Raw genomic sequence first — 24,520 nt, 5'->3', positions numbered from 1 at the left:
CGGTGCCAGCTGGCACCGCGCCTCCCGTCCGTCTGTCCGCCCGTTCCTTCCCAGAGCGAGTGATGTGCAGAGCGGAACCGGGCGTACCTGGTGGGAACAGGCCACCAGGTACGCCCGGAACGACCCGGTGCGGGGCGGCCCGGGTCAGGAGGGCGAGCCGGCCCGGCGGCCGCCGCCCGTCCACGAGCGCGTGCCGCCGTCGTGCACGGCGAGCCGCGTGCGGTGCCCGGACGCCTCGCCGCGGGCCCGCGCGATCGCGTCCGCCGCGGACACGAGCGTCAGGTGGGACAGCACCTGCGGGGTGTTGCCGATGTGGTGCCCGGTGGCGACGTCGATCTCCTCGGAGAGCATGCCGACGTCGTTCGCGTAGCCGACGAGCACGTCCATCAGGCGTTCGGCGTCGTCGACCCGCCCGGAGGCCGCGTACTGCTCGACGAGCCAGAACGAGCATGCCAGGAACGGGTGCTCGCTGCCGGAGAGCCCGTCGAAGCCGGCGCTCGTCCGGTAGCGCAGGACGAGGCCGTGGTCCCCGACGCGCAGGTCCTGCTCGATCGCGGCCACCGTGCCCGTCATGCGCGGGTCGTCGGCACGGCAGAACCCGATCTGGGGCAGGACGAGCAGGCTGGCGTCGACCTCGTCGGTGTCGTAGTGCTGGCGGAAGGCCCCCCGGTCGGCGTTCCATCCGTGTTCCTCGATCTCGGCGCGGACCTGGTCACGGAGCGTCCGCCAGCGGTCGACGGGACCCTCGAGCCCGAACTCCTCGACGGCGGCGACGCCTCGGTCGAACGCCGCCCAGATCATGGCCCGCGAGTGCGTGAAGTGCCGACGCGGCCCACGCATCTCCCAGATCCCGTTGTCGGGCTCCTGCCAGTGCTCCTCGACGTAGCCGAGCAGGGCACGCTGGAGCGCCCACGAGTCCGCGTTCTCCTCGACGCCGAGCTCACGGGCGTCGTGGAGGGCGGCCAGGACCTCGCCGAACACGTCGCCCTGGTACTGGGTCGAGGCGCCGTTGCCGAGTCGGACCGGGGTCGAGTCGAGGTAGCCGGGAAGCTCCTCGAGCGTGCGCTCCGGCAGCTCGCGCTCCCCGGCGATGCCGTACATGATCTGCACGTCCGCGGGGTCGCCCGCGATCGCGCGGAGCAGCCAGCCGCGCCAGTGCGCGGCCTCGTCGCGGTAGCCGTGGGCGATCAGGGTCGCCAGGGCGAGCGACGCGTCGCGCAGCCACACGTAGCGGTAGTCCCAGTTGCGTTCTCCGCCGGGGTCCTCCGGGAGGCTCGTGGTCGCGGCCGCCACGACGCCGCCGGTCTCGCCGTGGGTCATCGCGCGCAGGAGCAGCAGGGAGCGTCGGCTCGCCTCGGCGTACTGCCCCTCGGTGTGCGCCGTCGCCATCCAGTCCCGCCACCACTGCTCCGCCCGGTGCAGTGCCGTGTCGACGTCGAGCGGCGCCGGCGGTTCACGGTGGGACGGGTACCAGGTCAGGACGGTGTCGAGGACCTCGCCGTCGTGCACGGTGGTCGTGTTCGTGTGCCGGTGGTCGTCCGCGCGGAAGCGGACGCCGCGGACGACCACCGATCCCGGGCCGGCGGTCGCCAGGAGCGCCGGGTCCTCGTCGCCGCCGATCTGCCGGACCCAGGGCAGCGCTCGCGCGTAGTCGAAGCGGATCCGGAGCGTCTGCTCGACCTCGACCGAGCCCTGCAGGCCACGGACCCGTCGCACGATCGCGGCCCGGTGCGCGCCGACCGGCATGAACTCGGTCACCTCGACCACGCCGGTCGCCGTGGTCCACACGGTCGAGAGCACGAGGGTGTCGCGGTGGTGGTGCCGGACGGCGGTCGCGTGCGGGTCGCTCGGTCGGAGCGTCCAGTGTCCGTGGTCCTCGGTCCCCAGCAGCGAGGCGAAGGTGGACGGACTGTCGAAGCGGGGGAGGCACGCCCAGTCGATCGTCCCGTCCCGGCCGACGAGGGCTGCGGTGTAGGTGTCGCCGATCAGGGCGTGGTCCTCGATGCGGTTGCGCGGCGTCGCGGTGCTCATGCGCACATCGAACCACCGCCACCAGTCCGCGGCGGGGGGACCGCTGAAGGAGCGCTCAGGCGCGGGGCTCAGGCCCGGGCAGGGGCGCCTGCGGATCCGCGTCGGCGACACCGACCCGGGCGAGCTCGGACCAGAGCCCGGCACCGTCCGGCGCGTAGACCCACGGCGCCGCGGTGTCGCGAGAGCGCTCCTGCGCGCGGGATCGCCCACCGGCGAGCACGGCCTCGCTCGTGGAGAGCTGCCGGATCGCGACGCCGGCGACGTTGTCCGGGTGCTCGCGGGCGAAGTCGCCGTACAGGGACTCGTCGTGCTGTCCGTCGTCACCGACGAGCAGCCACTGCACGTCGGGGAAGTCCCGGGCCAGACGGCGGAGGTTGTCGCGCTTGTGCTGCTGACCACTGCGGAAGAAGCGGTCGTGGGTGGGACCCCAGTCGGTGAGCAGCATCGTGCCGTCCGGGTACATGTTGCGGGTCAGGAAGCGCTGCAGGGTCGGCGCAACGTTCCACGCCCCGGTCGACAGGTAGACGGTGGGGGCGCCGGGGTGCTGCGCGAGGATGCGCTCGTAGAGCACGGACATCCCCGGCACCGGGCGGCGGGCGTGCTCGGTGAGCACGAACGAGTTCCACGCGGCCAGCATCGGGCGGGGGAGCGAGGTCACCATCACGGTGTCGTCGATGTCCGACAGGAGTCCGAAGCGCGTCGCCGGGTCGACGATGAACACGTCCGCCTCGACGTCGCGCATCCCACCGGCCGAAAGCCGCACGGTCTGCCACCCCGGTTCGAGGTCGATCGGGACCTTCACGTCGACGACGCCGCCGCGGTCGGACTGCACCACATGGGTCGTGCCGCCGGCGGTCACCGTGACCTCGGCGTCGTCGACCGCGACGCTCGTGAAGCTCTTCCAGCCGCGCACGCCGTAGTACGAGGCGTCCGAGGCGAGCCCCCGCCGGGTGAGCAGGACGCGGCAGAGCACGCGGATCCAACCGGGAGCGCCGTACCCGGTGTAGGGGATGACGGTCGGCACGAGCCCACGACGACGGGCACGGTGCTCCCGGAACTCCTGTACGGCGTCCTCGATGCGGGCTGCTCGGTGCAGGATCGGCTCGGCCAACGACGGCTCGTGGGGCGTCCAGTCGGGCATTCGTCCACTATCCCACGCTGTCGGAGGCTGTGGTGAGTCGCAGCGATGTTCCAGCCGGTCTCTGCGAGAGTTGCCCCGTCACATCCCACATGACCGCGTCCGTCCGGGCGCAAGAGGAGAACACGTGCTCGTCACCGAGGTATCGAACGCACTGCCGGGGGGATCATCACTGCTCAGGAACGAGCCGGTCCAAGCCCGCAGTTCGGCGCGCCTCGCGGGACTCCTCGACGCGGCTGCGGCCGTCATCGACGAGATCGGCTTCGAGCGCCTGACGACCGCCATGGTCGCGGAGCGCGCCGGTGCGTCCATCGGCACGGTCTACCGGTACTTCCCGGACCGCATCGCCGTGGTCGAGGCCCTCGCGATCCGGAGCACGCAGCGGCTCGCCGAGCGGTTCCTCACGGCGCTCGACGAGAGCGACGCGACGACCTGGCAGGACGCCTGCGACGCACTCATCGACGCGACCGTCGAGATGTACCGCACCGAGCCGGGCTTCCGGGCGATCCGCTTCGGTGACCCGGCCGACACCGGGACCGGGGACGCCGAGGACCGGATGGCCGCGCTGGGGGCGGCCGTCGCGCAGGTCCTGCACGACCGGTTCGACTTCCCGACGGGGGAGCGCGTCGAGCGCACGTGGGTCGTCCTCGCGGAGTCCGCGCACGCCGTCATCGCGCGCGCCGTGCGTGACCGGGCGGAGCCCGACACCGCGCTGATCGAGGAGTACCGCACGATGAGCCGGGCGCACCTCGAAGCGGTGGCCGCCGCCTCCTGACCGGATCCCGGCCCCGCCGCCGCGCGCGACCCGCCCGGCCGACCGGCCGACCCACCTGCCGACGCCCGCGCTCCGAAGAGGAGCCGCGGGCGTCGTCGTGTCCGGAGGGCGCGCTGTCCGCGAGCCGTCATGGGCCGTCACCGCGCGGACCGGACGATGACCGCGTGTGTACGCTCGGTCGGAGTCGGGCTACCTCCGGACAGAAGGGCACCCACATGATCGAGTTCCGCTCGGTGCGCAAGACGTACCCGGACGGCACGACGGCGGTCGACGACTTCAGCCTCGTCATCCCCTCCCGCACCACGACGGTCTTCGTCGGGTCCAGCGGCTGCGGCAAGACCACCCTCCTCCGCATGATCAACCGCATGGTCGACCCGAGTTCGGGCACCGTGTCGATCGACGACGAGGACGTCGCCGGTGTCGACCCCGTGCAGCTCCGGCGGCGCATCGGGTACGTGATGCAGAACGCCGGGCTCCTGCCGCACCGGAAGGTCGTCGACAACATCGCGACCGTGCCGCTCCTGACCGGTGTCTCGAAGGGCGACGCCCGAGCGCGCGCCCTCGAGCTCATGGACACGGTCGGGCTCGACCGGGCCTTCGCGGACCGGTACCCGTCGCAGCTCTCCGGCGGCCAGCAGCAGCGCGTCGGTGTGGCCCGCGGCCTCGCGGTGGACCCGAACGTCCTGCTCATGGACGAGCCGTTCGGCGCCGTCGACCCGCTCGTCCGCAACGACCTGCAGGACGAGCTCATCCGGCTGCAGCGCGAGCTCGGCAAGACGGTGGTCTTCGTCACGCACGACATCGACGAGGCCTTCAAGCTCGGCGACCAGGTCGTCATCCTCAAGAAGGGCGGCGAGATCGCCCAGCTCGGGACCCCGGCCGAGATCCTCGCCGAGCCGGCGGACGAGTTCGTGGCGAACTTCATCGGCGTCGGCCGTGGTCGGCGGGCGCTCCGGGTGGAGCAGACCCCGACCGGCCCGATCGTGGTGGACGGCGACGGCCGCGCGGCCGGCGTGCTCACCGGTCCGGTGACGGTGGTGGACGCGGCAGCCGCCGTGCCGCAGGGTGCAGAGGCCGGGGCGCGTGACACCGCCCCGGGTGCTCCGGCGCAGGGTGGGGGACCCCGGTGAAGTGGGTCCTGTCGAACCTCGACACGATCAGTGACGCCACGCTCGCGCACCTCGCGATCGCGATCCCACCGATCTTCATCGCGTTCCTGCTGTCGATCCCGATCGGCTGGCTCGTCGTCCGGCTCCAGCGTCCCGGGGGTTCCCGGGTCGCGGCGGGTGTCGGCACCGGCATCGTGACCCTGGCCGGACTGCTCTACGCGATCCCGTCCCTCGCGCTCTTCGTCGCCCTGCCCGCCGTGATCGGCACGGGCCTGCAGGACCCGGTCAACCTCATCATCAGCCTGACGCTCTACGGCCTCGCGCTCATGGTGCGCTCGACCGTCGACGCGCTCACCTCGGTCGACGCCGGGACGAAGGCCGCCGCGACCGCCATGGGGTACTCGGGCCTGCAGCGCTTCTTCCGCGTGGAGCTCCCGCTCGCCGGCCCCGTCCTGCTCGCGGGGCTGCGGGTCGTGGCGGTGTCGACGATCTCGCTCACGACCGTCGGCGCGGTGCTCGGCATCCAGAGCCTCGGGTCGCTCTTCACGGACGGCCTCGGTCGTGGCATCTACGAGGAGATCCTGTCGGGCATCGTGATGGTGCTCGTCCTGGCCTTCGCGCTCGACGGGCTCCTGGTACTGCTCGGCCGGCTCGTCATGCCGTGGACCCGTCGTGCACCCCGGAGCCGCCGTGCCGCCCGGCGCGTGCTGCAGCGTGCGGAGGTGGCGTCGTGATCATCGCGCAGGCGTTCGGGTGGGTCTTCGACCCGCAGAACTACACGGGCTTCAACGCCATCCCCGGTCGTGTGTGGGAGCACGTCTGGATCACGCTGCTCGCCGTCCTCATCGCCGCGGTGGTCGCGGTCCCCATCGGGTACGCGATCGGCCACACCGGGCGCGCGCGGGGTATCTCGATCGCGCTGTCCGGCGGCATCCGGGCCCTCCCCACGCTCGGCGTGCTCTCGCTGTTCGGGCTCCTGCTCGGCATCGGGCTGCAGGCACCGCTCCTGGCCCTCGTCATCCTGGCGATCCCGTCGGTCCTCGCCGGCGCGTACTCGGGCATCGAGTCGGTCGACCCGGTGACGGTCGACGCGGCGAAGGCGCAGGGGATGACCGGGTGGCAGATCCTGTGGAAGGTCGAGATCCCGCTCGGGCTGCCGCTCCTGATCGGCGGCCTCCGCGCCGCGGTCCTGCAGGTCGTCGCGACCGCCACGCTCGCCGCGTACGTCGGCGCCGGTGGTCTGGGCGGCTACTTCTTCCTCGGGCTCAAGACCCAGGACTACGCCGAGATGCTCGGCGCCTCCATCCTCGTGATCGCCCTCGCGATCGCGTTCGAGATCGTGTTCGCCGCTCTCCAGCGGGCGGCGGTGCCGAAGGGCACCGTCGACCCGTCGGCCCGGCGGCACCAGGGGTCGCGCGAGCGCTCCCGCAATCCCATCCCGGAAGGAAATCCATCGTGATCACAGCAAAGATCCGTGCCGGCGTCGCAGCAGCGCTGGCACTGGGCGTCGCCGCCGCCCTGACCGGCTGCGCGTCGAGCAACCCGCTCGACAGCGGCTCGAGCGCGTCGAGCGACTCGAAGACCATCGTCATCGGTTCGCAGCAGTACTACTCGAACGAGATCATCGCCGAGATGTACGCGCAGGTGCTCGAGAAGGACGGCTTCACGGTGAAGCGGAACTTCAACATCGGCCAGCGTGAGATCTACATCCCGCAGCTCGAGAAGGGCGCGATCGACGTCATGCCCGAGTACAGCGGCAACCTGCTGCAGTACTTCGACAAGGAGTCGACGGCGAAGACCGCCAGCCAGATCGACGAGGGCCTGTCCAAGGCGCTCCCGTCCGGGCTGCGGGTCCTCGATGCCGCCGAGGCCACCGACCAGGACAGCTACACCGTGACGAAGGAGTTCTCCGAGAAGAACGACGTCACGAGCCTGGCCGACCTGAAGAACGTCAGCGACAAGCTCACCGTCGGCGCGAACTCCGAGTTCCAGACCCGCCCGTACGGCCCCGAGGGCCTGAAGTCGGTCTACGGCGTGGACGTCGACTTCAAGGCGATCGAGGACTCCGGCGGCGCCCTCACCGTCAAGGCGCTGAAGGACGGCACCGTCCAGCTCGCCGACATCTACACCGCGGACCCGAGCATCAAGGCGAACGACCTCGTCTCGCTCAAGGACCCGGAGAACCTGATCCTGCCGCAGAACGTCATCCCGGTCGTCTCGAAGAAGGTCGACGACAAGGCTGCGGCGGACATCGACAAGGTGAACAAGGTGCTCACCGAGGACGCGCTCATCGAGGTCAACTCGAAGAGCACCGTCGACAAGGAGAAGGCGTCGCAGATCGCGAAGGACTTCCTCTCTTCGAAGGGCCTCCTCTAGGGGTTCCTCAGCGTCGGGAGACGACAGGCGTCGGGCATCGAGCCCGGCGCCTGTCGTCGTTCCGGAAGGGTCCACGCAGCACCGATGTTCCGCACGGTCGTGCCGATCACGGCCCCTGCACGTTCGTGCAGTTCAGCCCTCTACAACTTGTCGAAGCAGGTGTCCGGCCGGTAACGTGGAGGTGTCCCAACGGCCAGTGACAGCAGAAGTCCCCCTTCCACAGGAAGCAACTGACGTGCAGCACCAGCGCGCGGCGACCCGGCATGGACGCGCCGCATGAACGACATCCTCGACCCCCTGATCCTGTCGCGGTGGCAGTTCGGCCTCACGACGATCTACCACTTCCTCTTCGTCCCGCTGACGATCGGCATGGCCCTCGTCGTGGCTGTGTTCCAGTCCGCCTGGGTCCGCACCGGCCGGGCACACTACCTGCAGCTCACGCGGTTCTTCGGGCGGATCTTCCTCATCAACTTCGCGATGGGCGTGGTCACCGGCATCGTGCAGGAGTTCCAGTTCGGCATGAACTGGTCGAACTACTCACGGTTCGTCGGTGACGTCTTCGGCGCCCCGCTCGCGCTCGAGGGCATCCTGGCGTTCTTCTTCGAGGCCGCGTTCATCGGCATCTGGATCTTCGGGTGGGACCGCCTGCCGAAGGCCGTGCACCTGGCGAGCATCTGGTGCGTCAGCGTCGGCACGATGCTGTCGGCGTACTTCATCCTCGCGGCGAACGCGTTCATGCAGCACCCCGTCGGCTTCGCGATCAACGAGGCCAAGGGCCGCGCGGAGCTCACCGACATCTGGGCCGTCCTGACGAACAAGGTCGCCCTCGCCGCCTTCCCGCACACGCTGTTCGGCGCGTTCATGGTCGCCGCCTCGGTCATCGTCGCGGTGGCGGCGTACCACCTGGCCCGGAACCAGCACCTCGAGACCATGCTGCCGGCGCTGAAGTTCGGCATGTGGACGATGCTCGCGTCGGGTGCGCTCACGGTGCTGTCCGGCGACCAGCTCGGGCTCACGATGGTCGACACGCAGCCGATGAAGATGGCCGCGGCCGAGGCGCTCTACAACACCTCGACCGGCAAGGACGCGTCCTTCTCGATCTTCACGCTGGGCACACCGGACGGCGTGCACGAGCTCTTCTCGATCCGCATCCCGTACCTGCTGTCGTTCCTGTCGACCCACACGTTCACCGGCACGGTCGAGGGCATCAACGACCTGCAGGCGCAGTACTCGCAGGTCTACGGCCCTGGCGACTACAAGCCGATCATCTGGGTGACGTACTGGTCGTTCCGGTGGATGATCGCGCTCGGTGTCGGCGCGGTGCTCGTGTCCCTCGTCGGGCTCTGGCTGACCCGCAAGGGCCGGTTCCCGACGCAGCGGTGGGTGTGGCGCGTGGCGACCTGGTCGGTGCCGCTGCCGATGGCCGCGATGATCATGGGCTGGGTCTTCACCGAGATGGGCCGCCAGCCGTGGCTCGTGTTCGGGTTGCTCAAGACCGCCGACGGGGTCTCCCCGAACGTGACCGGGGTCGAGGTCCTCATCTCGCTCGTCGTGTTCACGCTCATCTACGGCGCGCTCGCGGTCGTCGAGTTCCGCCTCATCAAGAAGGTCGCGCAGGAGGGCCCCGCCGCCCCGGCGGAGGTCGACGAGGAGACCGGCGCGGTCAAGCACGAAGTGACGGTCTACTAGAAATGGAAACTGTCTGAGATGGACCTCCCCGTTCTCTGGTTCGCGATCGTCGGACTGTTCTTCGTCGGGTACTTCGTGCTCGACGGGTTCGACTTCGGCGTCGGGATGTCGCTGCCGTTCCTCGGCAGGGACGACACCGACCGCCGCGTGCTCATCAACACGATCGGCCCGGTCTGGGACCTCAACGAGACCTGGGTCATCGTCGCGGGGGCGTGCCTGTTCGCGGCGTTCCCCGAGTGGTACGCGACGATGTTCTCCGGGTTCTACCTGGCGCTGCTCCTGATCCTCGCGGCGCTCATCGCCCGCGGCGTCTCGTTCGAGTACCGGCACCAGGAGAAGCACCTGGCGTGGAAGCGCCGGTTCGACCTGATGATCGTCGTCGGCAGCGCGGTCCCGTCGTTCCTGTGGGGTGTCGCGTTCGGCAACGTCGTCCGGGGCATCCCGATGGACGCCGGGCACAACTACACGGGCACCTTCCTCGACCTGCTCAACCCCTTCGCGCTCCTGACCGGACTCGCGACCCTGCTGGTGTTCTTCACGCACGGCGTGGTGTTCGTCGCGCTGAAGACCGAGGGCGAGATCCGCGAGCGGGCGAAGCGCCTCGCGACCCGGGCGGGCGTGCTGACGATCGTCGTCGGTGCGGCGTTCCTCGTCGCGATGGCGTTCGTCCGTGCGACCCCGGCGAGCCTCGTGCTCTCGGTCGTCGCGGCGGTGGCCCTCGTGCTCGCGGTGCTCTGCTCGGCGTGGGGGAAGGAGGGCCGGGCGTTCACGCTCATGGCCGTCACGATCGCCGCGTTCGTGCTGGCGATGTTCACCGCGATCTTCCCTGACGTCATGCCCGCGTCGAACGACCCGGCGAACAGCCTGAACGTGTACAACGCGTCGAGCGGGAACTACACGTTGACCGTCATGAGCTGGGTGGCGCTGATCTTCGTGCCGCTCGTGCTCGCCTACCAGGCCTGGACGTACTGGGTGTTCCGCAAGCGCGTCTCCCGGGCCCACATCGCGCAGGCCGCGCACTAGGAGGGCACCGCCGTGAAGCCGCTCGACCCCCGACTGCTCCGCCTGTCGCGCACGGCGCGCGGGGCCGTCGCGGCGTCGGCGGCCACCGGACTGGTCCGGACGCTCGCCACCGTCGCGATCGCCTGGGGCGTCGCCACCGCCGTGACCCTCGGCGTCGACGGCGTGCGCGACCGTGTCGTCCCGACCGCGCTCACGCCCACGCTCGCCCTGCTCGGCGCGGCGTTCGTCGTGCGGGCGGTCGCCGCGTGGGCGACCGACGACCTCGCGGCGCGGGCGGGCGCGCGGGTGAAGAGCGAGCTCCGGGCGACCGTCCTGGCGCGCGCGGCGGAACTCGGACCGGCGTGGCTGCAGGACCGGTCGAGCGCCGGGTTCGCGACGACGCTCGGTCCCGGGCTCGACGCGCTCGACGCCTACTTCGGCCGGTACCTGCCGCAGCTCGCCCTCACCGCCGTGGCGACCCCGGTCCTGCTCCTCGCGATCGGGGCCGGTGACCTGACGAGCGCGATCATCATCGTGCTCGCGATGCCGGTGATCCCGGTGTTCATGGTGCTCATCGGGCTCGCGACCCAGTCACTGCAGCGCCGGCAGGCCGATGCCCTCGCCCGTCTCGGGAGCGCGTTCAGCGAGGCCGTCGAGGGCCTGGCGACGCTCAAGGTGTTCGGACGCGCCCGCCGGCAGGTCGGCCGGATCGGCGACGTCACCGACGAGTACCGGCGCGGCACCCTCGGGGTCCTGCGCCTGTCGTTCGTCAGCGGCTTCGCGCTCGAGCTCGCCGCGAGCCTGTCCGTCGCGCTCGTCGCGGTGTCGATCGGCGTCCGGCTCGTCGACGGCTCGCTCGGCCTGGGCGCCGCGATGTTCGTGCTCGTCCTCGCACCGGAGGCCTTCGCACCGATCCGGCAGGTCGGCGCCGACTTCCACGCAGCCCAGGACGGCGTCGAGGCGTCCGCAGCCGTCCTCGACGTCCTCGACGACCGCGCAGCAGACCACCGCGCAGCAGACGACCGCGCAGCAGACCACGGCGTCGTCCCCCGCGTGCCCGACCACGACGAGCCGGCGGACCCCGGGACCGACCTGGTCCTCACCGGCCTCACGGTGACCCGCCCCGACACCGTCATCGGCCCGCTCGACCTGCGCGCCGCCCCCGGCACGGTCGTCGCGCTGGCCGGCCCGAGCGGCTCCGGCAAGTCGAGCCTCGTCGCCGCGATCCGCGGCGTGCTCCCGCACGCCGGCACGGTCACCGTGCCGGCCGGGACCGACCGGACGGTCCCGACGACGCGGTCGGTCGCCGAGCGCACCACGTGGGCCGACCAGCGGCCGCGCCTCGTCCGGGGCGCGGTCGCCGAGAACGTCGCCCTGCACTCGCGACCCGACACGGCCGACGTGCGCCGCGCCCTGGGCGAGGCGGGGCTGGGACTCGACCCGGGCCTCCCGGTCGGACCCGGCGGAGCCGGCCTCTCCGGTGGCCAGGCGCAACGCGTCGCGGTGGCCCGCGCGCTGTACCGCGCACGGCGCGAGCGGACGCCGCTCGTCCTGCTCGACGAGCCGACGTCGGCGCTCGACGCCGAGGCCGAGCAGACCGTCGTGCGCGCCCTGCGCGCCCTCGCGGACGACGGGGCGGTCGTCGTGGTCGCCAGCCACCGCCCGGCCGTGCTCGCCGCGGCCGACGTGCGCGTCGACCTGCACGCGGACGGCGCCACGACCGTGACGGCCCGACGGGCGGTGCAGGCATGATCCGGGAGGCACGGCGCACGTCGGTCCTGCGGCTCGCCCTGCCGCACGGTGCGGGTTGGGCGAAGGCGGTCGCCGCCGGCACGACCAGCGCGCTCTGCGCGGTCGCGCTCCTCGCGGCGAGCGGCTACCTGATCACTCGGGCCGCCGAGCAGCCGCCCATCCTGTACCTGACGCTCGTGATGGTCGGCGTCCGGGCGTTCGCCCTCGGTCGGGCCGCCCTGCGCTACGTCGACCGGCTCGCCGGGCACGACGCGTCGTTCCGGCAGCTCGCGGTCGTCCGGACGGAGATGTACCGCCGGCTCGCGTCGGTCGCCCCGGCCGGGCTCGGCCGCACCGGTCGCGGCGACCTGCTCACGCGGCTCGTGACCGACACCGACCGCCTGCAGGACCTGCCGATCCGCGTCGTCGGGCCGCTCGTGTCGGCGGGGGTCGTCGCCGTGCTGTCCGTGGTCGCCGTCGCGCTCGTCTGGTGGCCGGCCGCGCTCGTGCTGCTCCTCGCCCTCGGCGCCGCTGCGCTGCTCGGAACCGTCGTGACGCTCGCGGTCGCCCGGCGGTCCGACCGCGAGACCGCCGCGGAGCGCGGCCGCGTCGCGGACCTCGTGCTCGACACCGTGCGCACGCTCGACGTCTTCGCCGCCTACGGCACGCTGCCGGACCGCCTCGCGACGATCGCGGCGCTCGACGACCGGGTCACGCGGGCGGTGCGGCGCCGCGCGAGGGTCGAGTCGCTCGTCGGGGCGATCGTCGGGCTGCTCGGCGGCGGTGCGGTCGTCGGCACCCTGGCCGTCGGCGCGCCCGCCGTCGTCCGCGGGGCGCTCGACGGACCGCTGTGGGCGCTCGCGGTGTTCGTGCCGCTGGCCCTGTTCGAGGTCGTCGGCGGTGTGCCGCTCGCCGTCCTGACGCTCCGTCGGGTCCGAGCGGCGGCCGAGCGGGTGGACCAGGTCGTCCCGGCAGCGGTGCCGGCCGGCATCGTCCCCGAGCCGGACGAGCCCGCGACCGTGGACGAGCTCACCGTCGACGGGCCGGTGACCGTGGCCCTCCGCGACCTGACGGTGCGGTGGCCCGGTGCCGGGACACCCGCGGTCGACCGGGTCGACCTCGACCTGCGACCCGGCGAGGTCGTCGTCCTCGCGGGGCCGAGCGGTGCGGGGAAGTCCACGCTCGTCGACGCCCTGGTCCGGTTCGTCGACCACGAGGGCTCGTACACGCTCGACGGCGTCGAGGCGCGACGGCTGCACCCGGACGCCGTGCGCGCCCGGGTCGGACTCGTCGAGCAGGACCCGTTCGTGTTCGACCAGACCGTGCGGCAGAACCTGCTCTTCGCCCGCGACACCGCGACCGACGCCGAGCTCGTCGACGCCCTCGAACGGGTCGGCCTGGGCGGCTGGCTCGCCCGACGCGGCGGACTCGACGCACCCGCGGGGGAGCGCGGCACGCTGCTGTCCGGCGGCCAGGCGCACCGGCTCGCCCTGGCGCGGGCGTTGCTCCACGCGTTCCCGGTGCTCGTGCTCGACGAGCCGACCGCGGACGTCGACCCGGACCTCGGCGACGCCGTGCTGCGCGACCTCGTCGGGGCGGCGCGGTCGGCCGGACGGACGGTGCTCGTCGTGTCGCACGTACCGGTGCCGGCCGACCTCGTGGACCGGACGCTGCGGATGCGGGACGGGCGGCTCGTCTCGGCGTGAGCCGCGGGCCGGAGGCGGGGCCGGACGGGCGTCGTGACGGATGTGGCCCGCGGTCCGGGGTGGGCGCGACCCGGTGGCGGGAGCGACGGTGCGGGGCGGGGCCGAGCCGTGCCTCCAGGCCTTGTACGCTGGGTGACCGTGACCACCGAGCACCCCACCGAGCAGGCACCCGTCGACCCCGACGCCTACGACTTCCGGCGCATCCAGGAGAAGTGGCAGCCGCGGTGGGAGGAGCTCGGACTCTTCACCACCGACCTCGACGACAGCCGCCCGCGCAAGTACATCCTCGAGATGTTCCCGTACCCGTCCGGCGACCTGCACATGGGCCACGCCGAGAACTGGGCGCTGGGCGACTTCGTGGCGCGCTACTGGCGGCAGCAGGGCTTCAACGTGCTGCACCCGATCGGCTGGGACTCGTTCGGGCTGCCCGCCGAGAACGCCGCCATCAAGCGCGGGGTCGACCCGCGTGAGTGGACCTACGCGAACATCGAGCAGCAGAAGGCGTCGTTCAAGCGCTACGCGCCGTCCTTCGACTGGACGACCGAGATCCACACCTCGGACCCCGAGTACTACAAGTGGAACCAGTGGCTGTTCCTCAAGATGTACGAGAAGGGCCTGGCGTACCGGAAGGACAGCTGGGTCAACTGGGACCCGGTGGACCAGACCGTGCTCGCGAACGAGCAGGTGCTGCCCGACGGCACCTCGGACCGCTCCGGCGCCGTCGTCGTCAAGAAGAAGCTGACGCAGTGGTACTTCGCGATCACGAAGTACGCCGACCGCCTGCTCGACGACCTCAACCAGCTCGAGGGCCGCTGGCCGGCGAAGGTCATCGCCCAGCAGCGCAACTGGATCGGCCGCTCGGTCGGTGCCGACGTCGACTTCGTCATCGAGGGTCGCGACGAGCCGGTCACCGTCTTCACCACGCGCCCGGACACGATCCACGGCGTGACGTTCCTGGTCGTGGCGCCGGACTCCGACCTGGCGGCGTCGCTGGTCTCCTCCGCTGAGCCCGCGGTGCGCGACGCGTTCGACGAGTACCTGACGGCGACGCAGAAGACCTCCGAGATCGATCGGCAGAACGCCGACCGTCCGAAGACGGGCGTCCCGCTCGGCCGCTTCGCGATCCACCCGCTGACGGGCGAGCGTCTGCCGATCTGGGCCGCCGACTACGTGCTCGCCGACTACGGCCACGGTGCGGTCATGGCCGTCCCGGCGCATGACCAGCGCGACCTCGACTTCGCGCGGGCGTTCGACCTGCCCGTCAAGGTCGTCGTCGACACCAACGCCGCCGTCACCGGCGCGATCCCGGTGATCCCCGAGGGTGCGACGCTCGAGGACCTGCCCGCCCTCGACCCGGTGTCCACGGGCGAGGCGCTGACCGGCCAGGGACGGATGATCAACTCCGGCCCGCTCGACGGCATGTCGAAGCAGCACGCGATCACCGCCGCGATCGGCCTGCTCGAGGAGCGCGGCACCGGTCGTGCCGCGAAGACCTACCGCCTGCGCGACTGGCTCATCTCGCGCCAGCGCTTCTGGGGCACCCCGATCCCGATCATCCACGGTGCCGACGGCACCGAGCACCCGGTGCCGTTCGACCAGCTGCCGGTGCGCCTGCCGTCGACCGAGGGCCTCGACCTGAAGCCGAAGGGCACCTCGCCCCTCGGCGGCGCCACCGACTGGGTGAACGTGCCGAACCCGGTGGACGGCTCGCCGGCGCTGCGCGACACCGACACGATGGACACGTTCGTCGACTCGTCGTGGTACTTCCTGCGCTTCCTGGCCGCGAACGACGACACGCAGGCGTTCGACCCGGCAGTCGCGCGCAAGTGGGCCCCGGTCGACCAGTACATCGGCGGCATCGAGCACGCGATCCTGCACCTGCTCTACGCCCGCTTCGTCACGAAGGTCCTGTTCGACCTCGGGTACCTCGACTTCACCGAGCCGTTCTCGGCGCTGCTCAACCAGGGCATGGTGCTGTCCGGCGGTTCGAAGATGTCGAAGTCGAAGGGCGGCGTCTCGCTCGGCGACGAGCTCGACGCGAACGGTGTCGACGCGATCCGCCTGGTGATGGGCTTCGCCGGCCCGCCGGAGGACGACATCAACTGGGAGGACGTCTCTCCGTCGGCGTCCGCGCGCTTCCTCGCCCGTGCCTACCGCCTGGCGACCGACGTCACGTCGTCGCCCGACGCCGTGTGGGCCGACGGCGACCGTGCACTCCGGCAGGTCACGCACCGCTTCCTGGCGGACGCCCCCGGCCTCATGGAGTCGTTCAAGTTCAACGTCGTGATCGCGCGGCTCATGGACCTGGTGAACGTCACCCGCAAGGCCATCGACAGCGGCCCCGGCGCCGGTGACCCCGCCGTGCGCGAGGCCGTCGAGACCGTCGCACTGGCCCTCGCCGTGTTCGCGCCGTACACCGGCGAGGAGATGTGGGAGAAGCTGGGCTACGAGGCCACCGTCGCGACGTACGGCTGGCGGAAGGCCGACCCGACGCTGCTCGTGCAGGACACGCTGACGGCGGTCGTGCAGGTCAACGGCAAGGTCCGGGACTCGTTCGAGGTGTCGAAGTCGATCGAGGCGGACGAGCTCGAGCAGCTCGCGCGTGCGTCGGCGAACGTGCAGCGGTACATCGGCGAGCGCGAGATCGTGAAGGTCATCGTGCGGGCGCCGAAGCTCGTGAACATCGCGATCAAGGGCTGAGGCCCTCCTCCACAGGCATCGGCCCGGCGTCGCCCTCCACAGGGGCGGACGCCGGGCCGTCGTCGTCGGTCCGGCGTTCCTAACGTGCCGGCATGGCTCCTGTTGACCCGGTCCCCGACGCCCGCTGGCGACGCTGGACGCTGACGCCGCGGACGGCGGTGGCGCTCGGGGCGGTGGTCGTCGCGGTCGCGCTCGCGATCGTCGGCGTGGGTGCCGTGGGGGAGCGCTCGGGGCAGGTCACGGTGTCCGGTGGGCCGGCCGGGTCGGTCGCGGGGTCTGGGTCGGCGTCCGGGGCCGCGTCCGCCGGGACGGACGGTCGGCCTGGAGGCACGGGGGCGCCCCGGTCGCTCGACGCGCGTCCGACAGGTGGGCCGGCTCCGTCACCGACGGCGGCGCTCGTCTCCGTGTACGTGGTCGGCGCGGTCGCTCGCGCGGGGGTCGTCGAGCTGCCGGACGGCTCCCGCGTGCAGGCCGCGATCGAACGAGCGGGCGGGGCGACCGACGTCGCGGACCTGACGCGGGTGAACCTGGCGCGCCGGGTGGTCGACGGTGAGCGGCTGTACGTGCCCGCGGTGGGCGAGACCGAGGTGCCGGCGGCGCTCGGTCCGGACGTGGCGGGCGGCGCCGGCGGTGGTGCCGGGGCTGGCGCCGGTGGCGGCTCGGCTGCCGGTGCCGGCGGCGCGGGGGACGTCGTCGACCTGAACCGGGCGGACCAGGCGACGCTCGAGACCCTGCCTGGGATCGGGCCGGCCCTCGCCGCGCGGATCATCTCCTGGCGGGACGAGCACGGCGGCTTCACCACGGTCGAGGACCTGCTCGACGTCAGCGGCATCGGCGACACCCGGTTCGCGGAGCTCCGGGAGCGGGTCCGGGTGTGAGGGCCGTCGACCTCCGTCCGGTCCTCACGGACCTGCGGTTCGCCGGCCCGGTCGCCGTGGCGTGGGTGGTCGCGGTGCTCCTGGTCGCGCAGCCCGGGTCCGCGATCCTCGTCGCGGCGGTCGCCGCCGGAGTCGCCGTGCTCGGCGGGGTCATCACCGGGCACCAGGCGCTCCGTCCGCGGGTGCGGGCCGTCGGCGCCGTCGTGCTGACCGCGGGGGCGTGCTGCGTGCTCGTCGCGGTGTCGATCGCGGTCGGGCAGGTGCACCGCGACCCCGAGGCCCTGCAGCAAGCGGTCGGGCACGGCACCAGGGCCGTGGTCGACCTGCGCCGCGACCTCGCGCCGGGCGACCGCTCGGTGGTCGGAGCGCTCCGCGTGGTGGACGGGCGCGGTGTCGGGGCCGTGCCGGTGCGGGTGGTCACGACCTCCGACACGGTGCTGCCCGCGGGGACCGTGCTCACCGGGCGCGCGACCGTCGAGCCGGACGACCCGGGCTCGCCGACCGCGGCGGTGCTGTTCCTGCGCGGCGAGCCCGAGCGGGAGCCACCGACCGGCGCGCTGGCGGCGACGGCCGAGGTCCGCCGGGCCTTCGTCGCCGTCACGGCGGACCTGCCGGAACCGGGTGCCGCCCTCCTCCGCGGTCTCGCGATCGGCGACCGCAGCGGGCTCGACCCCGGGACGGAAGCCGCGATGGAGACGTCGGCGCTCACCCACCTGACGGCGGTGTCCGGCTCGAACTGCGCGGTGGTGGTCGCACTCGTGGTGGCGGTCGGCCGCGGGCTCGGCGCGCCCAGGTGCGTGCGCGCCGTCGCGGCGGTGGTGCTCCTCGTCGCCTTCGTCGTGCTCGTCCGCCCGGACCCGTCCATCCTGCGGGCGACGGTGATGGCCGTCGTCGTGCTCGTCGTCCGCCTGACCGGACGGCCGGTCCGCGGCGTGCCCCTCGTCGCCCTGGCCGTGCTCGGGATGCTCGTCGTCGACCCCTGGACCGGGCGGGCGATCGCGTTCGCGCTCTCGGTGCTCGCGACCGGCGGCATCCTCGTGCTCGCGCCACCGCTCACCGAGCTGCTCGCGCGGCGACTCTGGCCACCGGTGGCCGCCGCGGTGGCGGTCCCGGTCGCGGCGCAGGCGGCCTGCTGGCCGGTGACGATCGTGCTCGCCCCGGTGTTCCCGACCTACGCGGTGCCGGCCAACCTGCTCACCGAGCCGCTCGCGCCGGTCGTCACGGTCCTCGGCCTCGCCGCGTGCACGGTGGCACCGGCGTGGCCCGCGGCGGCGGCGGTCCTGGCCGGCGTCGCCTGGGCGCCGGCCGCCGCGATCGCGTGGGTGGCGCACACCGCAGCCGCGCTCCCCGCGGCGTCGATCGGGTGGCCCGCCGGCGGGACGGGGATCGTCGCCGCGGTCGTCGTGAGCGGAGCCGTCGCGGGGGCCGTGCTCGTCCGCGAGCGGCTCCGGGTCCCGGTGCTCCTCGTCGGTGTGGTCGCGCTCGCGCTGGGCGTCGGCGCGGTCGCGGTGCCCCGTGCGGTCCTGCGGACGAGCGTGCCGGCCGACTGGTCGGTGGCCATGTGCGACGTCGGACAAGGGGACGCGGTGCTCGTCCGGGCGCCGGACGGCCCGATCGCACTCGTCGACACCGGGGACGACCAACCGCGCCTGCTCGCGTGCCTCGACCTGCTCGGGGTGGACCGGCTGGCGCTGCTCGTCCTGACGCACTTCGACCGGGACCACGTGGGCGCGCTGCCCGCCGTCGCGGGGCTGGTCGACCGTGCGCTCGTCGGACCGGTCGGGCGCGCCGAGGACGCCCGGGTCGTCGAGGACCTGCGCCGCGCCGGCGCGCGGGTCGGCACGGCGGACGACACGACCGGGGGCACGCTCGGCGCCCTGGGGTGGCGGGCCGTGTGGCCGCCGTCGGGGTCGGGCGAGGCGGGCAACGACGCGAGTGTCGTGCTCACGACGGCCGCGGGCGCCGGGTGCGGGACCTGCGTGTCCGGCGTCTTCCTCGGGGACCTCGGCGAGCGGGCACAGCGGCGGCTCCGTCCGCACCTCGACGTCCACCCCGACGTCGTCAAGGTCGCGCACCACGGATCGGCCGACCAGGACCCGGGGCTCTACCGACAGCTGGCGGCGCCGGTGGGGCTGATCGGCGTCGGGGAGGAGAACACGTACGGCCACCCCACGCAGCGGACGCTCGACCTGCTGCGGGCCGCGGGGACGACGGCGTTCCGGACCGACCGGCAGGGGACGGTCGTCGTCTCCCGTGACCGCTCCGGGGCGCTCCGGGTCTGGACGGAGCACCCGGACGACGGCGCACCTGCGGGACCGACCGGGGAAGTGCGCGCCGGGCAGTCGGCGGCGGGCCGTAGGATCGTCGCGGGTCCCGATCGACCACACCGCCGACCGCGTCGTCGATCCCCGACCAGCCCGCGACGGAAGGACCGCATGCCCGCCAAGAAACCCTCGCGCGCCTCCGCCGCGATCGACCAGGTGCCGTGGTCGGGGATCCGCCCCGCGCCCGTGGTGCTGGTCACCGGGCCGGAGACGTTCCTCGCGGAGCGCGCGATCGGCGTCCTGCGTGACCTGCTCGTGGGCGAGGACCCTGCGCTCGAGGTGCACGACCTCGAAGCCGACCAGTACGCGCCGGGGCTGCTCGCGACGCTCGCGAGTCCGTCGCTGTTCGGCGAGCCCCGACTCGTGCGGGTCACCAACGTCGAGAAGTGCACGGACGCCTTCATCACCGAGACCATCTCGTACCTGCAGGGTCCGGCGGACGACGTCACGCTCGTCCTGCGGCACGGCGGCGGGGTCCGTGGCAAGAAGCTCCTCGACACGATCCGCAGCGGGGTCGGCGGTGGCGTCGAGGTCCAGTGCGACGAGCTCAAGCGCGACACCGACAAGATCGACTTCGTGAACGCTGAGTTCCGTGCAGCCCGACGCAAGGTCGCGCCCTCGGCCGTGCGCACGCTCGTGGCGGCGTTCTCCGACGACCTGGCGGAGCTCGCTGCCGCGTGCCGGCAGCTCCTGGCGGACGAGGCCGAGGAGATCACCGACAAGGTCGTCGACAAGTACTACGGCGGGCGTGTCGAGACGAACGCGTTCAAGGTCGCCGACATCGCACTCGCGGGGCGCTCGGCCCCGGCGATCGTCGAGCTGCGGCACGCCCTGGCGACGGGGGAGGCCCCGGTCCCGATCGTCGCGGCGTTCGCGAGCAAGATCCGCACGATGGCGAAGGTCAGCTCCTTCCGCGGCACGAGCGGCCAGGCGGCGTCCGCCCTCGGCATGGCGCCGTGGCAGGTCCAGCGCGCGCAGCGGGACGTCGCCGGGTGGAGCGAGGCCGGACTCGCGAACGCGATCACGAGCATCGCCGAGGCGGACACCGCGGTGAAGGGCGGCTCGCGGGACGCGCACTACGCGCTCGAGGTCATGGTCCGCACGATCGCCCGGCGCGGCGAGGCCCGCTGACGCGACGGCGCGCGCCCGCTCGTCCGCGCGGCGCTGGCGCCTGTGCGTGGCGCGTCGTGCGGTCGCACAACCGGAAGCACGCCGAACCGCGCACTTCCGTGGCGCGTCGTGCTTCCGCCTGTGCCGCGTCGTGCCCGCCCGCGGCTCGTACACACGCCCCCCCGCCGGCCCGATCGACCGCGCAGCCCGGCAACGACGAAGGCCCCGCACCGATCGGTGCGGGGCCTTCGTGCGGCACTCAGGAGATCAGAGCGCCGGATCTCAGAGAGCATGATCTCAGAGAGCAGAGACCTTCTTGGCGATGGCCGACTTGCGGTTCGCCGCCTGGTTCTTGTGGATGACGCCCTTGCTCACGGCCTTGTCGAGCTTCTTCGAGGCGAGGACGAGGGCCGCGGTGGCCTTGTCCTTGTCGCCGGCGGCGACGGCCTCGTTGGTGTGACGGATGACCGTCTTGAGCTCCGAGCGGTAGGTTTTGTTGCGCTCCTGGGCCTTCAGGTTGGTCTTGATGCGCTTGATCTGCGACTTGATGTTCGCCATGCGTGTTGCTCCTTGTCGTCTCTCCGGGTGGTCGCGACGTCTGGGTAGAGGGGCCCTCCGTCGCATCGCGTTCCACCCGTGGGCGGGGAACGCGGAAGCCAGCCACCAACTCTACCAGCAGGACGGGGTCCCACCAAAGACCGGAGCGTCGCGGTCGGAAACCGCCCGGCAACACGCAGCCGCTACCGTGACGGCATGCCCTCCCTCGCGCCCCGGATCGACACCGTCCCCGCCTCCGGCATCCGCCGGGTGTACGAGCAGGCCGCCCTGCTCCAGGCCGACGGCACCGACGTGGCGATGCTCGTGATCGGCGAGCCGGACGTCCCGGTGGCCCCGCACGTCGGCGAGGCGGCGCGCCGTGCCTGGTCCGAGGACCGCACCGACTACACACCGAACGGCGGGATCGCCCCGCTCCGTGTCGCGATCCAGGAGAAGCTGCGCCGCGAGAACCGGATCGAGGTCGACCTCGAGCAGGTCTGGATGACGATCGGCGCGACGCAGGCCCTGTTCCAGGCGATGACCCTCGTCCTCAGCCCGGGCGACGAGGTGCTCGTGCCAGACCCCGGGTACACGACCTTCACGATGAACGCGCACATCCTCGGCGCGACCCCGGTGCCGTACCGGCTCGAGCCGCAGCACGGCTTCGAGCCGGACCTCGACGCGCTCGAGGCGAGCATCACCGAGCGGACCCGGGCGCTCGTCGTGAACTCTCCGTCCAACCCGCTCGGCTCGGTCTTCGGCGAGGACACCCTGCGCGCCCTGCTCGCCCTCGCGAAGCGGCACGACCTCTGGGTGATCAGCGACGAGGTCTACGAGTACTTCACCTACGGCACCCGCCACGTCAGCATCGCCGCCCTCGACGAGGACGACCGCGTCTTCAGCGCCTTCTCCCTGAGCAAGACCTACGCGATGACCGGTGTCCGCGTCGGCTACCTCGTGACACCGAAGGGCCTCGGCGCGACGATGCGGACCACGCAGGAGGCGATGATCAGCTGCGTCGCCGAGCCGGACCAGTGGGCGGCGCTGGCCGCGATCGTCGGCGACCACCAGTCCGTGCAGGACGCCCGCGAGCACTACCGCGCGAACCTCGCCGTCGCGAAGGAGGTCCTCGACGCCGCCGGCATCCGCTACCTCGACCCCCGAGGGGCGTTCTACCTCTGGGTCGACGTGTCGCACGCCGCCGCCGGTGACGTCGCGGAGTGGGCCCTCGCGTTCCTGCACCGCGAGCACGTCGCGGTCGCGCCCGGCAGCGCCTTCGGCCGCTCCGGCGAGGGCTGGATCCGCGTCTGCCTCGCCGCCACCGCGGACGACCTCCGCCGCGGCCTCGGCGCGCTGCCCGCCCCCGCCAGGGTGGCCGTCTGACGGACTGGAGGCGCGGGGCGACCCCGCCACGGGCCTCCCGTCCGTCCTCCACACCACCCGGTGCGGAGCGCACCGTCCACAGGTCGGCCGTCGCTGCGCGCTCCGCGCGCACAACCGTGGGACAATCGTTCGACCGTCCCGACCCCTGAGGAACCGTGAGCCCACAAGCATCCGCGCCACTCGAGCCCGCCGCGACCCCGGCCGGGTCGATCCGCAACTTCTGCATCATCGCGCACATCGACCACGGCAAGTCCACGCTGGCCGACCGCATGCTGCAGATCACCGGCATCGTCGAGGACCGTGCGATGCGCGCGCAGTACCTCGACCGCATGGACATCGAGCGCGAGCGTGGCATCACGATCAAGTCGCAGGCAGTCCGCATGCCGTGGGAGCTCGACGGGCAGACCTTCGCGCTCAACATGATCGACACCCCGGGGCACGTCGACTTCTCGTACGAGGTCTCCCGGTCCCTCGCCGCGTGCGAAGGCGCGATCCTGCTCGTCGACGCCGCCCAGGGGATCGAGGCGCAGACGCTCGCCAACCTGTACCTGGCGCTCGAGAACGACCTCGAGATCATCCCGGTCCTCAACAAGATCGACCTGCCCGCCGCGGACCCGGACAAGTACGCCGCAGAGCTCGCGCAGCTCATCGGCGGCAAGCCGGAGGACGTCCTGCGCGTCTCCGGCAAGACCGGCGTCGGCGTGCCCGAGCTGCTCGACCGTGTCGTCGGCTCCGTGCCCCCGCCCGTGGGGACCGTCGACGCATCGCCCCGCGCGATGATCTTCGACTCCGTCTACGACAGCTACCGCGGCGTCGTGACCTACGTCCGGATGGTCGACGGCACGATCAAGCCGCGCGAGAAGGTCCAGATGATGTCGACGGGGACGACGCACGAGATCCTCGAGATCGGGGTGTCCTCGCCCGAGCCGAAGCCGACGAAGGGCCTCAGCGTCGGCGAGGTCGGCTACCTGATCACCGGCGTGAAGGACGTCCGCCAGTCGAAGGTCGGCGACACCGTCACGACCGCGCAGAAGCCCGCGACCGAAGCGCTGGCGGGCTACACCGACCCGAAGCCGATGGTGTTCTCGGGCCTGTACCCGATCGACGGCTCCGACTACCCGGACCTCCGCGAAGCGCTCGACAAGCTCAAGCTGTCCGACGCGGCGCTGGTCTACGAGCCGGAGACCTCGGTCGCGCTCGGCTTCGGCTTCCGCTGCGGCTTCCTCGGTCTGCTCCACCTCGAGATCATCACCGAGCGGCTGTCCCGCGAGTTCGGGCTCGACCTCATCACCACCGCGCCGAGCGTGATCTACGAGGTCACGAACGAGGACAACACCGTGACCGAGGTCACGAACCCGTCCGAGTTCCCCGGCGGCCGCATCGTCGAGGTCCGCGAGCCCATGGTCCGTGCCGCGATCCTCGCACCGAAGGACTACGTCGGCGCGATCATGGAGCTCTGCCAGTCGCGCCGCGGCTCCCTGCTCGGCATGGAGTACCTCGGCGAGGACCGCGTGGAGATCCGCTACGAGATGCCCCTCGGCGAGATCGTCTTCGACTTCTTCGACCAGCTCAAGAGCAAGACGCAGGGCTACGCCTCCCTCGACTACGAGCCCACCGGCGACCAGGCGGCCGACCTCGTGAAGGTCGACATCCTGCTGCAGGGCGAGCAGGTCGACGCGTTCAGCGCGATCGTGCACCGCGACAAGGCGTACGCGTACGGCACGCTCATGACCGAGCGCCTCCGCAAGCTGATCCCGCGCCAGCAGTTCGAGGTCCCGATCCAGGCGGCCATCGGTGCGCGCATCATCGCCCGCGAGAGCATCCGGGCGATGCGCAAGGACGTCCTCGCGAAGTGCTACGGCGGTGACATCACCCGCAAGCGCAAGCTCCTCGAGAAGCAGAAGGAGGGCAAGAAGCGCATGAAGATGGTGGGTCGCGTCGAGGTCCCGCAGGAAGCCTTCATCGCTGCGCTCTCGGGTGACGTCGAAGAGAAGAAGAAGTAGCGCGGAGCCCGGGCGGGTGCGCCCGAGC

At 72.2% G+C, this 24,520-nt stretch carries 17 protein-coding genes and 1 pseudogene; 15 read left to right on the top strand and 3 right to left on the bottom strand.

The window, feature by feature from the left end:
* Nucleotides 1-144: 144 nt before the first annotated feature.
* Together DEU32_RS13480 and DEU32_RS13475 are read right to left on the bottom strand one after the other, a co-directional pair.
* The gene (locus tag DEU32_RS13480) at nucleotides 145-2,031 is read right to left on the bottom strand and encodes a glycoside hydrolase family 15 protein (protein WP_114850991.1); all 1,887 of its coding nucleotides are present in this window, start codon (nucleotides 2,029-2,031) and stop codon (nucleotides 145-147) included.
* Nucleotides 2,032-2,086: 55 nt separating this feature from the next.
* Nucleotides 2,087-3,172 (bottom strand): App1 family protein, encoded by a 1,086-nt coding sequence (locus DEU32_RS13475; protein WP_114850990.1) that lies wholly within the window; start codon nucleotides 3,170-3,172, stop codon nucleotides 2,087-2,089.
* A gap of 124 nt (nucleotides 3,173-3,296) precedes the next feature.
* Between DEU32_RS13475 and DEU32_RS16950 the strand changes: the two genes are divergently transcribed.
* The 13 genes and pseudogenes from DEU32_RS16950 to holA all read left to right on the top strand — a co-directional run bounded on the left by DEU32_RS16950 (nucleotide 3,297) and on the right by holA (nucleotide 20,590).
* A complete protein-coding gene (locus tag DEU32_RS16950) occupies nucleotides 3,297-3,944 on the top strand; it encodes a TetR/AcrR family transcriptional regulator (RefSeq protein WP_058741686.1) in 648 nt (215 codons plus the stop codon).
* A gap of 215 nt (nucleotides 3,945-4,159) precedes the next feature.
* Complete coding sequence (locus DEU32_RS13460) at nucleotides 4,160-5,074, top strand: ABC transporter ATP-binding protein (protein WP_114850989.1); 915 nt, start codon at nucleotides 4,160-4,162, stop codon at nucleotides 5,072-5,074.
* Nucleotides 5,071-5,787, top strand: coding sequence for an ABC transporter permease (locus DEU32_RS13455; RefSeq protein WP_114850988.1), 717 nt, complete (start codon nucleotides 5,071-5,073; stop codon nucleotides 5,785-5,787). Before DEU32_RS13460 ends, DEU32_RS13455 begins: the two co-directional genes overlap by 4 nt.
* A complete protein-coding gene (locus DEU32_RS13450) occupies nucleotides 5,784-6,512 on the top strand; it encodes an ABC transporter permease (protein WP_114850987.1) in 729 nt (242 codons plus the stop codon). Before DEU32_RS13455 ends, DEU32_RS13450 begins: the two co-directional genes overlap by 4 nt.
* Entirely contained in the window at nucleotides 6,509-7,429 is a 921-nt protein-coding gene (locus DEU32_RS13445) for an ABC transporter substrate-binding protein (RefSeq protein WP_114850986.1), read from the top strand. The genes DEU32_RS13450 and DEU32_RS13445 overlap by 4 nt, the downstream gene beginning before the upstream one ends.
* A gap of 276 nt (nucleotides 7,430-7,705) precedes the next feature.
* The gene (locus tag DEU32_RS13440) at nucleotides 7,706-9,118 is read left to right on the top strand and encodes a cytochrome ubiquinol oxidase subunit I (RefSeq protein WP_058741682.1); all 1,413 of its coding nucleotides are present in this window, start codon (nucleotides 7,706-7,708) and stop codon (nucleotides 9,116-9,118) included.
* Nucleotides 9,119-9,136: 18 nt separating this feature from the next.
* Nucleotides 9,137-10,141, top strand: coding sequence for a cytochrome d ubiquinol oxidase subunit II (gene cydB / locus DEU32_RS13435; RefSeq protein WP_114850985.1), 1,005 nt, complete (start codon nucleotides 9,137-9,139; stop codon nucleotides 10,139-10,141).
* A gap of 12 nt (nucleotides 10,142-10,153) precedes the next feature.
* Nucleotides 10,154-11,872 carry a thiol reductant ABC exporter subunit CydD gene (gene cydD / locus DEU32_RS13430; protein WP_114850984.1) on the top strand — a complete coding sequence of 573 codons (1,719 nt, stop codon included), beginning with the start codon at nucleotides 10,154-10,156 and terminating at the stop codon, nucleotides 11,870-11,872.
* Complete coding sequence (gene cydC / locus DEU32_RS13425) at nucleotides 11,869-13,557, top strand: thiol reductant ABC exporter subunit CydC (protein WP_114850983.1); 1,689 nt, start codon at nucleotides 11,869-11,871, stop codon at nucleotides 13,555-13,557. Before cydD ends, cydC begins: the two co-directional genes overlap by 4 nt.
* A gap of 138 nt (nucleotides 13,558-13,695) precedes the next feature.
* The gene (gene leuS / locus DEU32_RS13420) at nucleotides 13,696-16,257 is read left to right on the top strand and encodes a leucine--tRNA ligase (protein WP_114851016.1); all 2,562 of its coding nucleotides are present in this window, start codon (nucleotides 13,696-13,698) and stop codon (nucleotides 16,255-16,257) included.
* Between the two features lie 92 nt (nucleotides 16,258-16,349).
* Nucleotides 16,350-17,135 carry a ComEA family DNA-binding protein gene (locus DEU32_RS13415; protein WP_114850982.1) on the top strand — a complete coding sequence of 262 codons (786 nt, stop codon included), beginning with the start codon at nucleotides 16,350-16,352 and terminating at the stop codon, nucleotides 17,133-17,135.
* Nucleotides 17,132-18,877: pseudogene (locus tag DEU32_RS17570) on the top strand (ComEC/Rec2 family competence protein); the annotation flags it as partial. The gene DEU32_RS13415 and the pseudogene DEU32_RS17570, both read left to right, overlap by 4 nt.
* A 693-nt stretch (nucleotides 18,878-19,570) precedes the next feature.
* Entirely contained in the window at nucleotides 19,571-20,590 is a 1,020-nt protein-coding gene (gene holA / locus DEU32_RS17565) for a DNA polymerase III subunit delta (RefSeq protein ID WP_258554878.1), read from the top strand.
* Nucleotides 20,591-20,866: 276 nt separating this feature from the next.
* On the opposite strand, the gene rpsT is transcribed toward holA, so the two are convergent.
* Nucleotides 20,867-21,127 carry a 30S ribosomal protein S20 gene (gene rpsT, locus DEU32_RS13405; protein ID WP_114850980.1) on the bottom strand — a complete coding sequence of 87 codons (261 nt, stop codon included), beginning with the start codon at nucleotides 21,125-21,127 and terminating at the stop codon, nucleotides 20,867-20,869.
* 195 nt (nucleotides 21,128-21,322) lie between these two features.
* On the opposite strand from rpsT, the gene DEU32_RS13400 reads away from it, so the two are divergent.
* Nucleotides 21,323-22,489, top strand: a complete 1,167-nt coding sequence (locus tag DEU32_RS13400) for a pyridoxal phosphate-dependent aminotransferase (protein WP_114850979.1) — start codon at nucleotides 21,323-21,325, stop codon at nucleotides 22,487-22,489.
* A gap of 155 nt (nucleotides 22,490-22,644) precedes the next feature.
* Nucleotides 22,645-24,492 (top strand): translation elongation factor 4, encoded by a 1,848-nt coding sequence (lepA, locus tag DEU32_RS13395; RefSeq protein WP_114850978.1) that lies wholly within the window; start codon nucleotides 22,645-22,647, stop codon nucleotides 24,490-24,492.
* Nucleotides 24,493-24,520: the final 28 nt, after the last annotated feature.

The organism is Curtobacterium sp. AG1037, assembly GCF_003349855.1.
GTDB lineage: Bacteria > Actinomycetota > Actinomycetes > Actinomycetales > Microbacteriaceae > Curtobacterium > Curtobacterium citreum.
Note: the sequence above shows the minus strand (reverse complement) of the source record. Positions and strands in the feature narration are given on the sequence as shown.

Coding starts and splice junctions, on each gene's coding strand:
- DEU32_RS13480 (WP_114850991.1), bottom strand. CDS start 2,031: ATGAGCACCGCGACGCCGCGCAACCGCATCGAGGACCACGCCCTGATC.
- DEU32_RS13475 (WP_114850990.1), bottom strand. CDS start 3,172: ATGCCCGACTGGACGCCCCACGAGCCGTCGTTGGCCGAGCCGATCCTG.
- DEU32_RS13460 (WP_114850989.1), top strand. CDS start 4,160: ATGATCGAGTTCCGCTCGGTGCGCAAGACGTACCCGGACGGCACGACG.
- DEU32_RS13440 (WP_058741682.1), top strand. CDS start 7,706: ATGAACGACATCCTCGACCCCCTGATCCTGTCGCGGTGGCAGTTCGGC.
- cydB (WP_114850985.1), top strand. CDS start 9,137: ATGGACCTCCCCGTTCTCTGGTTCGCGATCGTCGGACTGTTCTTCGTC.
- cydC (WP_114850983.1), top strand. CDS start 11,869: ATGATCCGGGAGGCACGGCGCACGTCGGTCCTGCGGCTCGCCCTGCCG.
- DEU32_RS13415 (WP_114850982.1), top strand. CDS start 16,350: ATGGCTCCTGTTGACCCGGTCCCCGACGCCCGCTGGCGACGCTGGACG.
- holA (WP_258554878.1), top strand. CDS start 19,571: ATGCCCGCCAAGAAACCCTCGCGCGCCTCCGCCGCGATCGACCAGGTG.
- rpsT (WP_114850980.1), bottom strand. CDS start 21,127: ATGGCGAACATCAAGTCGCAGATCAAGCGCATCAAGACCAACCTGAAG.
- DEU32_RS13400 (WP_114850979.1), top strand. CDS start 21,323: ATGCCCTCCCTCGCGCCCCGGATCGACACCGTCCCCGCCTCCGGCATC.